This window comes from Marinobacter lipolyticus (genome assembly GCF_018424605.1).
GTDB lineage: Bacteria > Pseudomonadota > Gammaproteobacteria > Pseudomonadales > Oleiphilaceae > Marinobacter > Marinobacter lipolyticus_B.
On record NZ_QTKT01000011.1, the window covers coordinates 105,283 to 118,021 of the forward strand.

The window sequence follows — 12,739 nt, forward strand, 5'->3', positions numbered from 1 at the left end:
CTCAGTGCGTAGTCCGCCGCACCGCCTCGGCCGCCTGCTGCAACCTTGGCAAATACACCCCCAGCAACGTATCCATATCCACCCGCGCCGCATTGGTGCTGATATTGATCGCTCCGAGCAGTTCGCCATTGCCGGCAAACACCGGCACCGCCACGGAGCGAAGCCCGGAATCCAGCTCCTGGTCGACGATTGAGTAGCCCTGCTTGCGGACCTTGATGATGTCCTTTTTCAGCGCATCGGCGCTGTGGATGGAGAAAGCGGTAAACGCCTCCAACTTCACCCGGGCCAGAAACGCGTCCAGTTCCGGCTCCGGCAACTGCGCCAGCAATACCCGGCCCATGGAGGTATAGGCTGCCGGCAGGCGGGTACCCACCGAGAGGGTAATGGCCATCAACCGGTGCCGTGCCGATGAGCGCACCACATAGACCACGTCGTCCCCGTCCAGCACCGCCAGCGACGACGACTCGCCCAGTTCGGCGGTGATGTCCTCCAGATACTGCTGGATCACCGCGCGGTACTGGTTCGAGGCCTGGTAGGCATAACCCAGCTGCAACACCCGCGGCGTCAGTTCGAACTGGCGGCCGTTGCGCTTGATGAACCCCAGGGCGTGCAAGGTGAGCAGAAACCGTCGAGCCTTGGCCCGATCCATCTCGGTGCGTGCCGCCACCTCGCTGAGGGTCATGCGGGGGTGCTCGGCATCAAACACCTGCAGCACCTCCAGCCCGGAAGCCAGCGCGCCCACATAGTCCCGGTCGCCGGGCTTGAGAATCTGATCGTCCATTCCTGCTCCTTCTTCGCCTCATGACAGCCATTGCGCATGGTAGCAGCTCGTTCGCTATCCGAACATCCGTGCACTTTTTGGCAATTGGTGAAAATTTGTACTTGACGACCACAAAACCATCGCGTCATTATGTTCGCATATTAAACTTATGTTCGCATATCGAACTTATTGACAATCACTGCAATGGAGATACCGTGATGGCTGAATTTCTCTCCCTCCAGGAGGCCGTGAGCCGCCACATCAGCAACGGCGACACCGTTTGTATGGAAGGCTTCACCCACCTGATTCCGTTCGCCGCCGGCCATGAAATCATTCGCCAGGAAAAACGTGACCTGACGTTGATCCGCATGACGCCCGACCTGGTGTACGACCAGATGATCGGCGCTGGCTGCGCGAAGAAACTGATCTTCTCCTGGGGCGGCAATCCGGGCGTGGGCTCCCTGCATCGTCTGCGGGATGCCGTTGAGAAGGGCTGGCCGAACAAACTGGAGATCCTCGAGCACAGCCACGCTGCCATGGCCTGCGCCTATGAAGCCGGCGCCGCCGGACTGCCGTTCGCGGTACTGCGCGGCTATGTGGGAAGCGACCTGCCCAAAGTGAACGACCAGATCAAATTCATCGAGTGCCCGTTCACCGGTGAGCGCCTGGCCGCGGTGCCGTCGGTGCGCCCGGATGTGGTGGTGATCCACGCCCAGCGGGCCGATCGCAAGGGCAACGTGTTGATTGAGGGCATCGTGGGTATCCAGAAGGAAGTGGTGCTGGCCGCCAAACGCAGCATCGTCACCGTTGAGGAAATCGTCGATGACCTGGACGCCGGCGTAAACGCCTGCGTGCTGCCGTCCTGGGCGGTCACCGCCATCGCCGAAGCGCCGAAAGGCGCCAGCCCGTCCTACGCACTGGGCTATTACGAGCGCGACAACGCCTTCTACAAAGAGTGGGACGGCATTGCCCGGGACCGGGAAACCTTCCAGACCTGGCTGAAAGACAACGTGTTTGAAAAAGGAGCTGCGTGATGAGCCTTGAATTTACCTCTTCGGAAATGATGAGCGTCACTGCCGCCCGCGCACTGACCAGCGACATGACCTGCTTTGTCGGCATCGGGCTGCCCAGTGAGGCCGCCAACCTGGCGCGCCTGACCCACGCCCCGGATGTCACCCTGATCTACGAATCCGGCACCCTGCAGACCAAGCCGGATGTGCTGCCGCTGTCCATCGGTGACGGCGAGCTGTGCGAATCCGCCCTCACCACCGTGTCGGTGCCGGAAATGTTCCGTTACTGGCTGCAGGGTGGCCACATCAGCGTTGGCTTCCTGGGCACCGCCCAGATCGATCGTTACGCCAACCTGAACACCACGCTGATTGGCGATTATCGTGAACCGAAAGTGCGCCTGCCCGGCGGTGGCGGCGCACCGGAAATTGCCACCAACGCGAAGGAAGTGTTCATTACCGTGAAACACTCCAAGCGGACTTTCGTGAAGGACGTGGACTTCGTGACCACCGTCGGCTTCGGCCGTGACGGCAAAGCCCGGGACAACGTTCCCAACATCGGTCGCGGCCCCACGGTGGTGATCACCGACCTGTGCATCCTGAAGCCGGACCCGGACACCAAAGAGCTGGTGGTGACCTCGCTGCACCCGAACGTGACCCGCGACGACGTGATCGAAGCCACCGGCTGGGAGATCCGTTTTGCGGATCAACTGGACACCACCCCGGAGCCGACCGCCCACGAGCTGGAAATCCTTCGTGACCTGAAAGCGCGCACCAACGCCCATCATGCCGGCCAACAGTGAGGTTCACCATGACTGACGTTTATCTCTGCCACCCCCGCCGCTCGGCCATTGGCCGCTTCGGCGGTACCCTGGCCGGCGTGCGCCCGGACGACCTGGCCGCTCATATATTCAAAGCGGTACTGGAACAGGCGCCGGGCCTCGACCCCGCCGCCATCGACGAAGTGATGATGGGTTCCGCCAACCAGGCCGGCGAAGACAACCGCAACATTGCGCGGATGTCTGCCCTGCTGGCCGGTCTGCCCACCTCGGTGCCCGGCACCACCCTCAACCGCCTGTGCGGTTCCGGCATGGATGCGGTGGGCACGGCGTTCCGCGCCATTCGTGCCGGCGAGATGGATCTGGTGCTGGCCGGCGGCGTGGAATCCATGTCCCGCGCGCCCTACGTGATGGGCAAGGCGGACTCCGCGTTCTCCCGCGGCCAGAAGATCGAAGACACCACCATCGGCTGGCGCTTTGTGAATCCGCTGATGAAAAAACAATACGGCATCGATTCCATGCCGGAAACCGCGGAGAACGTGGCCGAGCAGTACAAGGTGTCGCGGGAGGATCAGGACCTGTTTGCCTTCCGCTCTCAGGAGAAAACCGCCCGGGCGCAACAGGCGGGTATCTTTGCCGAGGAAATCGTGCCGGTGTCCATTCCGCGGCGCAAGCAGGAGCCGCTGATCTTCGACACCGACGAGCATCCCCGTGAAAGCACCCTGGAGAAACTCGCCGCCCTGCCCACACCATTCCGCGAAAATGGCAGCGTTACTGCCGGCAACGCATCCGGCGTCAACGACGGCGCCGCCGCGATGCTGGTGGCCAGTGAGAACGCGGTAAAAGCCCACGGCCTCAAGCCGATGGCTCGCATTCTGGGCATGGCCACCGCCGGCGTGGAACCGCGCATCATGGGCATCGGCCCGGTGCCCGCCGTTCGCAAACTGCTGGAGAAGCAGGCCATCAGCATGGATGATATCGACGTTATCGAGCTGAACGAGGCCTTCGCCGCCCAGGGGTTGGCGGTCTTGCGGGAACTGGGCGTTGCCGACGACGACACGCGGGTGAACCCCAACGGCGGCGCCATTGCCCTCGGCCACCCACTGGGCATGTCGGGCGCCCGCCTGCTGATGACCGCCGCCTACCAACTGCAGCGCACTGGCGGTCGCTACGCCCTGTGCACCATGTGCGTGGGCGTCGGCCAGGGTATTGCTACACTCATCGAACGGGTCTGAGGCAAGGAGACATCATGGCGTTTCTGAAACACAACGGTCGCACCATCTGCTATCGCCTGCTCGGTGATAAAGACAAACCGCTGCTGGTACTCGCCCACCCGCTGGGCATGACCCAGGGGGTATGGGACGACCTGCTGCCGGCCCTGCTGGACCGCGTCCGGGTACTGACCTGGGACCTGCCGGGGCATGGCGCCAGCGCCGCCTGGCCGGAAGAATCCGACCACATCACGCCGGAAGACCTGGCGCAGGAAGCCCTGACACTGGCGGCAACCGCCGGTGCCGAACGCTTTCACTTTGTCGGCACTTCCATTGGGGGCGTGATCGGTCAGCAACTGGTCAGCCAGCATGAAGACAAGGTGCTGTCGGCCACCCTCACCAACACCGGTGCGGTGATTGGTACCGCCGATGCCTGGAACACCCGCTCGGCCAGTGTGCTGGAACTTGGCCTGGCCACCATGGCCGTGGATATCGTGCCGCGCTGGTTTGGCCCGGTGGCCTGCCAGCAGCAGCCAGCGCTGATTGAAGGCTGGCGTGTGATCATGGCGCGCGGTGACGACCGCAGCTACGCGCTGCTGTGTGAAATGCTGGGGAGAGCGGATTTCCGCGAGCAGCTCGGTGCGCACCGGGTGCCGCTGCAGCTGATTGCCGGCGCGGACGACGTGGCCACGCCGCCGGAAGCGCTACAGGCGCTGTCTCAATGCAGCGGCGCACCCGCGCTGGTGATTCTGGAACAGGTCGGTCACGTGCCCTCGGTGGAATGCCCCCCAAGGCTGGCCGAGCTGCTACTCGACAACCTGAGCTGACCCCCTACTGTGTTCCGGGGCCGGTTCGCGGCCGGCCCCGATCTCGTTACCGCCGGCGTTTCAGAATACGGATACACCTCTGCACTGAGCGGATAGGCTCGCCCCCCAGAACCCCTTAGCGTTTCCGCACGATGCGAACCCTTGCCCTGCGGAAACAGAACCATGGATAACACCCTCACTTTCGAACAAACGTCCGAGCCCGGCTCGTCCAAAACTCCGGTTTACGCAACACTGGTGCCGGCCATGACCGGCGCCACACTCCTGCTGATCATGGCGGACGGCATTATCCCGGCCCTGGTTGCGACGGCCGCCCTCGCCCTGAACGCCACCGCCCTCACCCTGTGTGCGCGCCTGCGGCCGCGCGTGGTGACCATCCGCGAGCAGGCGCCGGCCTCCGAGCCTGAACCCGAAGCGGTGCAGGAGCCCGAACCGCCGGCGCCGGCACCGCCATCCCCCGATCCCGAGCTGCTTGGCCACCTGGATGAGCTGCGCAGCAACGTCGATGTCATTCTTGAGGAGATGGCGGAAGCCGGCAAGCTGGCCAAAGCGTCCGGGGCCAAGGTCACCCAGAGCGCCAGTTGCATCTCCGGGTCTGAAGCGTCCATCCGCGAACTGGCCGACTTCATGGCCCGGATTGATGAGGTGTTCAGCGAGCTGGGCAAACAGTCCGCCGAAATCGGCAGCATCGTGGGCAACATTCAGGACATCGCCAAACAGACCAACCTGCTGGCGCTGAATGCCTCCATTGAAGCCGCCCGCGCCGGGGAACACGGCCGCGGATTTGCGGTGGTGGCCGACGAGGTGCGCCACCTGGCGGTACGCGCCAACGCCTCCAGCGAAGGCATTGGCACCATTGCCGACAGCCTCAATGCCACCTCTGTTGAGGCGAGCAACGGCATGGAGAAGATCCGCGCATCCTGCGACCAGTGCCTGAACCAGTCCGGGGACGCCCTGCAGGCCATGAAGGACATCCAGGCCGGAGCCGTGGCCCGCATGGAAGTGGTGCAGGGCATCACCGACCGCTTGCAGGTCCAGCGCGCGCTCACCCAACAACTGTACGGCGATCTCAGTGCGCACTCGAACCACGCACTCTCAAACCACTGAGAAAACCGGGCGGCAGCCATCCTCTGCAACCACCGGACACCCCTGTGCAGAAAATGGATATTGCTGCCGCGCTATCACGCCTCTAATGACAGAACCCACAACAACAATCTGAGGTGTTGAAATGAGCAGGATCACTACGCTTGCCAGTGCTGTACTGGCAACCACCCTTACCGCCGGGTTCTCTACCTCTGCCCTGGCGGCCGCCGGCGACCCGGTCAAGATTGGCATCATGCTGCCGTTCAGCGGCATCTACGCGCAACTCGGCGAAGCCGGTCGCGATGGTTTGAAGCTGGCGTTGAAAGAACAGGCGGAGCAGCTGCATGGCTCCAAGGTGGAGTTCATCGAACTGGACACCGAAGCCAAGCCCTCCCGCGCGCCGGAGCTGGCGTCGTCCCTGCTCAATCAGCACGAAGCCGACTTCGTGATTGGCCCGGTTCACTCCGGCGTTGCCATGGGCATGATCAAGATGTTGCGTGGCAAGGACACCATCATGATTATCCCCAACGCCGGCTCTGCCGCCGCCACCGGCCCGCTGTGCGCACCCAATGTGTTCCGCACGTCCTTCTCCTCCTGGCAGCCCTCCTACCCCATGGGCAAGGTCGCGCTGGATAAGGGCTACAAGAAGGTCTACGCCATCAGCTGGAACTACGGCATGGGCCGTGAGAGCCTGGACGCGTTCGAAGAGTCCTTTACCGCCGGCGGCGGCGAGATCGTCGAGAAGGTGCTGCTGCCGTTCCCCTCCACCAACTTCCAGTCCCACGTCAGTGACATCGCCGACGAGCAGCCGGATGCCGTGTTTACCTTTTTCGCCGGTGGCGGCGCCATCAAGTTCGTGAAGGACTACGACGCCATGGGCCTGCGCGGCAAGATTCCGCTGCTGGGTTCCGGCTTCCTTACCGAAGGCACCCTGCAGGCCCAGGGCGAAGCGGCCGAAGGGGTAATGACCGGCCTGCACTACGCCGAGCAGCTCGACGTTCCCAAGAACCAGGCCTTCCGCGAAGCCTTCCATACCGAATACGGCCACTACCCGGATATCTATGCGGTACAGGGTTACGACGCGGGCCAGGCCATCGCCAGCACCATTGACCAGCTTGAGGGTGACATTTCGGACAAGCAGGCCGTGATCAGCACCATGGAGCAACTGACTATCGACAGCCCACGGGGGGAGTTCACCTTCTCCAGGGCCCACAACCCGATCCAGAACATCTACCTGCGGGAGGTGAAGGATGGCGTGAATGTGGTTCAGGCGGTGGCGGCGGAAGCGCTGGAAGATCCCGCCCGCGGCTGCAGGATCTGAGCCCGGGTTCCGTCAGCCCCCGGCAACCGCCGGGGGCATCCCCCACGCTGCCCGCCCGCCCCTGAACTGACTTATCCGTAAAACCGTTGGGTATCACTATGTCTACCGAACTTTTCTTCGTACAACTTATCAATGGTCTCCAGTATGGCTTGTTGCTGTTCCTGATCGCCTCGGGCCTGACCCTGGTGTTCGGCGTGATGGGCATCCTCAACCTGGCCCATGGCTCCATGTACATGGTGGGAGCCTATCTGGTGTGGTACTTCGTCGCCGTGACCGGCAGCTTTACCGCCTCCGCCATACTCTCGGCCGTGATCGCACTGGGGCTCGGCATACTGATCGAGCGGGTGCTGATACAACGGCTCTACAACCGTAACCACCTGGATCAGGTGCTGCTGACCATCGGCATGATCTTCGTATTCAATTCCCTGCAAAGCATTCTCTGGGGCAACGACCCTTACGGCGTTGCGGTTCCCGAGGCCCTGAGCGGCGCTGTGCCGTTCACCGACAACTCCAGTTATCCGGTGTACCGCATCTTCGCGGCGCTGATCTGCGTGGCCATTGCCGCCGCGCTCTACTTCCTGGTGAGCCGGACCCGCCTGGGCATGCTGATCCGTGCCGGCGAATCCAACCGGGAAATGGTGGAGGCCCTGGGCGTCAACATCAAAAGCCTCTACACCATCGTGTTCGCCATCGGCGTCATGCTGGCCGCCATCTCCGGCATCATCGCCGCGCCGATGCGCTCCATCGTGCCCGGCATGGGCGAAAGCGTGCTGATTACCTGCTTCGTGGTGGTGGTCGTCGGCGGCATGGGCTCCATCAAAGGTGCCTTCGTGGGTGCGTTACTGGTCGGCGTTATCAGCACGTTTGCCGCGGTGCTGATGCCCACCATGTCCAACATGATCATCTACATCTTCATGATCCTGGTGCTGTTGGTGAAGCCCCAGGGCCTGTTCGCCAAGTAAGCGGGAGCCGAACATGATTTTCGAGAAACGCACCGAGCGCATTTTCCTGGCGATCTTCTTCACGATCGCCCTGTGTATTCCCCTGTTCCTGGAGGCCAACTCCTTCTTCGTGGGCAAGGTCACCACCATCCTGATTCTGGCGGTGTTCGTGATGTCGCTGGATTTCCTGGTTGGCCGGGTCGGCCTGGTGACCCTCGGGCACGCTCTGTTCTACGGGCTGGGGGGCTATCTGTTCGTGATCCTCACGCCGGAGTACGAGGCGGTCAACTTCTGGGTGTATGCCTTCTACATTCTGGGGCTCAATGCCCTGATTGCGCTGGTGATCGGGGCGGTGGTGCTGCGCACCTCGGGTATCTACTTCATCATGATCACCCTGGCGATATCGCAGATGGCCTATTACTACTTCTTCGATTCGCTGGAGTTCGGTGGCAACGACGGCCTGTTCATTTTCATGAAGCCGGAAACCAGTATCTTCGGCCTGAGCTTCCTTAATCTGGATAACCCCACCCACTTCTACTACCTGGCGTTGCTGGCCGTGCTGGTCACCCTGCTGGCTATCAAGGTCATCCTGCGCTCACGCTTCGGGCGCATTGTGGAGGCCAGCCGCCTGAACCCGGAGCGCACCGAAGCCCTGGGCTACAACATCTTCGCCTTCCGCCTGATCAGTTACGTCATCGGCAGCACCCTGGCGGCCTATGCCGGCCTGTTGTTTGCCCTGCAGTACGGCTACGTCAACCCGCAGTTCATGACCTGGGAAATGTCCGGTACCGCGCTGGTGATGGCGATACTCGGCGGCATGGGCACCATCTACGGCGCCATTCTCGGCACCATCACCTACGAGGGCCTGCTGTACCTCTTCGAGCACATGACCCAGGACTGGATGCTGCTGATGGGCAGCGCCATCATCCTGATGGTCCTGCTGCTGCGCAAAGGCCTGGCCGGTTACCTTGAAAAGCTGCTGGAGAAATAATCATGGCCAACGACATCATTCTGGAAACCGAATCCCTCAGCAAACACTGGGGCGGCATCAAGGCACTGAACAACATTTCACTGCAGTTCCACGACCGCCAGCTCCACGGTGTGGTCGGCCCCAACGGTGCCGGCAAGAGCACGCTACTGAACATGTTGTGCGGAACCCTGCAGCCAACCAGCGGCTGCATCTTTCACAAGGGCGAACAGATCGAAGGCATGAAACCCTGGAAGTTCGTGCGCCGCGGCATCGGCCGCAGCTTCCAGAAAACCAACATCTACGCCGATGTGACCTGCCTGGAAAACTGTGCGGTAGCCGCCCAGCGCCGTTTCACCGGCAGCTTCAACCTGTTCGCGTCGCGTCATTCCAACAAACTGGTCCGTGAAGCGGCGGAAAAGGCCCTGCATCAGGTCGGCCTCGAGAGCCGAATCCACACCATCGCCGCGGAAATTTCCTACGGCGAACAGCGCCAACTGGAACTGGCCATGGTGCTGGCAACCGACCCCTGCATCCTGCTGCTGGATGAGCCCATGGCCGGCATGGGCCACGAGGAATCCCAGCGCATCATCGAGTTGCTGAACGAACTCAAGCAAAGCTACTGCATCGTGCTGGTGGAGCACGACATGGACGCCATCTTCGAACTGTCGGACCAGCTCACGGTACTGGATAACGGCACCCATCTGATCACCGGCACGGTGGACGAAGTACGCAACGAGCCACTGGTGAAAGAAGCGTACCTCGGGAAAGAAGACGACGAGGAGGAAGCGGCATGAGCAACAGCCTGCTGGAGGTAAACAACCTCAACACCCTGTATGGCCGCAGCCACATCTTGCACGACCTGTCGTTCAGCCTGGCCAGGGGCCAGTCCATGAGCCTGATGGGCCGCAACGGCATGGGCAAGACCACCACCCTCAAATCCATCCTCGGCATCGTACCGCCCCGCAGTGGCCAGGTATTTTTCGACGGCGAGGACATCAGCAAGCTGCCGACCTGGAAGCGCATGCGCCGGGACATCGCCTACGTGCCCGAAGGCCGTGGCATGTTCCACAACCTCACGGTGAAGGAGCACCTGCAGATGGCGGCACGCCCGGACAGCAGCGGACAATCCAACTGGGACTTCGAGCGGGTGATGGCAACGTTCCCGCGCCTGCAGGAGCGGTTATCGAACCTGGGCACCGAACTGTCCGGGGGCGAACAGCAGATGCTGGCGATTGGCCGCGCCCTGGTGACCAACCCCCGCCTGATGATTCTCGACGAGGCCACCGAGGGCCTGGCGCCGCTGATCCGCCAGGACATCTGGAACGTGATTGCCACCATCCGGGAATCGGGCATTTCCACCCTGGTGGTGGACAAGAACATCAAGGCGCTGAAGAAGCTTTGCGATCGCCACGTGGTGATTGTCAAAGGCAAGGTGCACTTCGATGGAAGCTCCCGGGAGCTCGACCAGAACCTGGACAAGGTCGAAACCGCACTGAGTGTCTAGATGTACAAAAAACGGATAGGGATGTTCATTAACCGGATATTTGACCGGGTCTGAATCGCCGATAGTTCAGGTGCCAAACAACAAGGAGAAGGCACATGAACTATCGTAACTCGCTACTGGCGCTGGCCGTCGCTTCCGGTCTCAGCGCCGCCCCGGCCACCCACGCCCTCGAACTCGGCACCTTCAAAGACACCAACTTCAGCATTGGTGGCTATTTCAAAGCCGAAGGCCTTTATGAAAAAGTCGATGGCGGTGATTCCCGCATCTTCGGCCGTTCCAACGAAACCCGCGTCAACCTGAAGGCGATCACCCAGCAACACGGCCATACCATCGTCGGTTTCGTGGAAGGGGATTTCTACGGCGGCACCTATCCCGGTGAGAACAGCGATCTTCGCCTGCGCCATGCGTTCATCAAAGTCGATCAGACCACCGTGGGACAGACCTGGACCGGCCAGTTCTGGGCCGTCGCCTACCACGATTACCTGGATTTCCTCGGCGGCCCGCGGGGCACGCTGGGCGGGTTCAACTTCCGCACCAACCTGGTCAGCCACGAGGTAGCGGGTTTCCGCTTCACCGCTCAGGACCCGGTCAATAACGACGCCGACACACCGGATCTCGCCATCAACTACAACCTCAACCTCGACGGCGGCCACCGTGTGATCCTTACCGCCTCAGGACGCGAGGTGGAAAACGGTGACTTTGTGGGTGGCGGCGCCATCGGTTCGAAATTCATGATCGGCCCCCACAGCTTCAACCTCAACGCTCATTACGGTGAGGGCCTGGGCGCGTTCACCGGGGTTGGCGTCAACAACAGCCTGGCCTCCCCGGATGTTGAAGATGGCGATGCCGTCAGCCAGGCCGGTGTGGATGTCGGCTTCCGCTACGTTATTAACAGCGAATGGCGCGCGAACGTCGCCTACACCGCCGTTGAGGTGGACGACAACGCCGACACCAACTACGAAGCGCACCGCGCCAACCTGATTCACGCCGTCACACCGGACCTGGACGTGGGTGTGGAATGGCGCAAGTACAACCTCGCCTTCGGCCCGTTGCTGCCGGAAGGCCAGCAGGTTGAGGTGATGGCCAAATACAAATTCTGATCCGGGCTGCCAGAATTGGTATCCTTGCCAGCAATCGTAAAAGCAGGTGCCCGGGAGCCAACGGGCGCCTGCTTTTCACTGACGTCCCACGGCATCGGTCATTCGAGAACGGACACGCCCATGACAGAAGAAAGCCCGAAGCGACAGGGCATCGGATCGCTGGAGATCGGTCTGCATATCCTCAATTACATTTCCACGGCGGCGAAACCGCCCACCCTCAAAGAGCTGTCCGGCGCGCTGGACCTGTCCCCCAGCCGTGCCCACAAATACCTGGTGAGTCTGCTCAGGGAAGGTTACATCAATCAGGTGAACCAGACCCAGTACACCCTGGGAAACTCGAGCCTTACCCTCGGCATCTCGGCGCTGCGGCGGATCAACCCCATCCAGCTGTCCTACGAGGCGGTGGACCGCCTCAACGAGGAGACCGATAAAACCGTGTCGGTCACCGTCTGGAACGGCAATGGCCCGCTGGTGATCAAATGGCTCGATTCCAGCCAGCCCATATCGGTCAACGTGCGTCTTGGCGCCGAACTGTCGCCGCTGAACTCCGCGGCCGGCCGCATCTATCTGGCCCACCTGCCCGCCAGTCGTCGCAAACAGCTGGTGGATCAGTTCTACAAGAACTCCCGCACCCTGCCCAAAAAAGAGGGCCGACCGGTGACCCGGGAAGAACTTCCGGCCCATCTGGAGGTCATCCGGCGCAACAACTATTGCGCGTTTTTCGGCGACTACCTGCCGGAAATCAATGTGCTGAGCATGCCGGTATTCGACATTAACGGCAGCATCGTCACCGTGATCACCCTGCTTGGCCTTGAACGGGACACCGACATCAGCGAGGGTTCATCGCTGTTCGAGAAAGTCAGGGCGTGCAGTGACCGCGTCACACAACAGATCTGCGGCCTGCAAAGGGACTGAAGGTGCCGGTTAGCTGGTCATCTTCATGGTTTCGGAGGGCAGCTCACCGAAGGTTTTACGGTAGTCCGAAGAGAACCGGCCCAGGTGGCTGAAGCCATAATCCAGCGCAATTTCCGTGACGTTCCGGCATCGCCCCTCAAGCAGATCCTCCCGCAGCTTGCGCAGCTTGAGTTGCTTGATATAACACCGGGGCGTGGTCGAGAAGGTTTTCGAGAACGCGTTATAGATCGAACGTACGCTCATGTTGGACACTGATGACAGCGTCTCCATGTCGATGTTGTCACGGACATTCTGTTCGATGTACCCGAGCATCCGGTTCAGGGC

Annotated in this window: 14 protein-coding genes; 12 read left to right on the top strand and 2 right to left on the bottom strand. The window is 61.6% G+C overall.

Annotated elements, in window-relative coordinates; translation table 11 throughout:
• Nucleotide 1: 1 nt before the first annotated feature.
• Nucleotides 2-781, bottom strand: a complete 780-nt coding sequence (locus DYI22_RS14665) for an IclR family transcriptional regulator domain-containing protein (RefSeq protein ID WP_213478827.1) — start codon at nucleotides 779-781, stop codon at nucleotides 2-4.
• A 197-nt stretch (nucleotides 782-978) separates the two neighbouring features.
• Here DYI22_RS14665 and DYI22_RS14670 point away from each other — a divergent pair, with 197 nt between their 5' ends.
• From DYI22_RS14670 to DYI22_RS14725, 12 genes are all read left to right on the top strand, one after another.
• Nucleotides 979-1,794, top strand: coding sequence for a CoA transferase subunit A (locus DYI22_RS14670; RefSeq protein ID WP_213478828.1), 816 nt, complete (start codon nucleotides 979-981; stop codon nucleotides 1,792-1,794).
• The gene (locus DYI22_RS14675; protein ID WP_213478829.1) at nucleotides 1,794-2,570 is read left to right on the top strand and encodes a CoA-transferase subunit beta; all 777 of its coding nucleotides are present in this window, start codon (nucleotides 1,794-1,796) and stop codon (nucleotides 2,568-2,570) included. The genes DYI22_RS14670 and DYI22_RS14675 overlap by 1 nt, the downstream gene beginning before the upstream one ends.
• Nucleotides 2,571-2,578: 8 nt before the next feature.
• Complete coding sequence (gene pcaF, locus DYI22_RS14680) at nucleotides 2,579-3,781, top strand: 3-oxoadipyl-CoA thiolase (RefSeq protein WP_213478830.1); 1,203 nt, start codon at nucleotides 2,579-2,581, stop codon at nucleotides 3,779-3,781.
• A gap of 14 nt (nucleotides 3,782-3,795) precedes the next feature.
• Nucleotides 3,796-4,584 (top strand): alpha/beta fold hydrolase, encoded by a 789-nt coding sequence (locus DYI22_RS14685; protein ID WP_213478831.1) that lies wholly within the window; start codon nucleotides 3,796-3,798, stop codon nucleotides 4,582-4,584.
• A gap of 162 nt (nucleotides 4,585-4,746) precedes the next feature.
• Nucleotides 4,747-5,688: a methyl-accepting chemotaxis protein gene (locus DYI22_RS17655; protein ID WP_213478832.1), complete on the top strand. Its 942-nt coding sequence runs from the start codon at nucleotides 4,747-4,749 to the stop codon at nucleotides 5,686-5,688.
• 121 nt (nucleotides 5,689-5,809) lie between these two features.
• Nucleotides 5,810-6,985, top strand: coding sequence for an ABC transporter substrate-binding protein (locus tag DYI22_RS14695; protein ID WP_213478833.1), 1,176 nt, complete (start codon nucleotides 5,810-5,812; stop codon nucleotides 6,983-6,985).
• Between the two features lie 98 nt (nucleotides 6,986-7,083).
• Nucleotides 7,084-7,947: a branched-chain amino acid ABC transporter permease gene (locus DYI22_RS14700; RefSeq protein ID WP_213478834.1), complete on the top strand. Its 864-nt coding sequence runs from the start codon at nucleotides 7,084-7,086 to the stop codon at nucleotides 7,945-7,947.
• Between the two features lie 13 nt (nucleotides 7,948-7,960).
• Entirely contained in the window at nucleotides 7,961-8,917 is a 957-nt protein-coding gene (locus DYI22_RS14705; RefSeq protein ID WP_213478835.1) for a branched-chain amino acid ABC transporter permease, read from the top strand.
• Between the two features lie 2 nt (nucleotides 8,918-8,919).
• Nucleotides 8,920-9,690, top strand: coding sequence for an ABC transporter ATP-binding protein (locus DYI22_RS14710; RefSeq protein ID WP_213478836.1), 771 nt, complete (start codon nucleotides 8,920-8,922; stop codon nucleotides 9,688-9,690).
• Nucleotides 9,687-10,400, top strand: a complete 714-nt coding sequence (locus DYI22_RS14715) for an ABC transporter ATP-binding protein (RefSeq protein ID WP_213478837.1) — start codon at nucleotides 9,687-9,689, stop codon at nucleotides 10,398-10,400. The genes DYI22_RS14710 and DYI22_RS14715 overlap by 4 nt, the downstream gene beginning before the upstream one ends.
• Before the next feature lie 95 nt (nucleotides 10,401-10,495).
• A complete protein-coding gene (locus DYI22_RS14720) occupies nucleotides 10,496-11,500 on the top strand; it encodes a porin (protein WP_213478838.1) in 1,005 nt (334 codons plus the stop codon).
• 120 nt (nucleotides 11,501-11,620) lie between these two features.
• Entirely contained in the window at nucleotides 11,621-12,415 is a 795-nt protein-coding gene (locus tag DYI22_RS14725) for an IclR family transcriptional regulator (RefSeq protein ID WP_213478839.1), read from the top strand.
• 9 nt (nucleotides 12,416-12,424) lie between these two features.
• Here the strand turns inward: DYI22_RS14725 and DYI22_RS14730 are convergent.
• Nucleotides 12,425-12,739, bottom strand: a 315-nt coding sequence (locus DYI22_RS14730) for a helix-turn-helix domain-containing protein (RefSeq protein WP_213478840.1), incomplete at its 5' end; no start/stop codon positions are given.

What these genes read in the sequence shown, in the direction of transcription:
- DYI22_RS14665 (WP_213478827.1), bottom strand. Translation starts at nt 781, where the DNA reads ATGGACGATCAGATTCTCAAGCCCGGCGACCGGGACTATGTGGGCGCG.
- DYI22_RS14670 (WP_213478828.1), top strand. Translation starts at nt 979, where the DNA reads ATGGCTGAATTTCTCTCCCTCCAGGAGGCCGTGAGCCGCCACATCAGC.
- DYI22_RS14675 (WP_213478829.1), top strand. Translation starts at nt 1,794, where the DNA reads ATGAGCCTTGAATTTACCTCTTCGGAAATGATGAGCGTCACTGCCGCC.
- pcaF (WP_213478830.1), top strand. Translation starts at nt 2,579, where the DNA reads ATGACTGACGTTTATCTCTGCCACCCCCGCCGCTCGGCCATTGGCCGC.
- DYI22_RS14685 (WP_213478831.1), top strand. Translation starts at nt 3,796, where the DNA reads ATGGCGTTTCTGAAACACAACGGTCGCACCATCTGCTATCGCCTGCTC.
- DYI22_RS17655 (WP_213478832.1), top strand. Translation starts at nt 4,747, where the DNA reads ATGGATAACACCCTCACTTTCGAACAAACGTCCGAGCCCGGCTCGTCC.
- DYI22_RS14695 (WP_213478833.1), top strand. Translation starts at nt 5,810, where the DNA reads ATGAGCAGGATCACTACGCTTGCCAGTGCTGTACTGGCAACCACCCTT.
- DYI22_RS14700 (WP_213478834.1), top strand. Translation starts at nt 7,084, where the DNA reads ATGTCTACCGAACTTTTCTTCGTACAACTTATCAATGGTCTCCAGTAT.
- DYI22_RS14705 (WP_213478835.1), top strand. Translation starts at nt 7,961, where the DNA reads ATGATTTTCGAGAAACGCACCGAGCGCATTTTCCTGGCGATCTTCTTC.
- DYI22_RS14710 (WP_213478836.1), top strand. Translation starts at nt 8,920, where the DNA reads ATGGCCAACGACATCATTCTGGAAACCGAATCCCTCAGCAAACACTGG.
- DYI22_RS14715 (WP_213478837.1), top strand. Translation starts at nt 9,687, where the DNA reads ATGAGCAACAGCCTGCTGGAGGTAAACAACCTCAACACCCTGTATGGC.
- DYI22_RS14720 (WP_213478838.1), top strand. Translation starts at nt 10,496, where the DNA reads ATGAACTATCGTAACTCGCTACTGGCGCTGGCCGTCGCTTCCGGTCTC.
- DYI22_RS14725 (WP_213478839.1), top strand. Translation starts at nt 11,621, where the DNA reads ATGACAGAAGAAAGCCCGAAGCGACAGGGCATCGGATCGCTGGAGATC.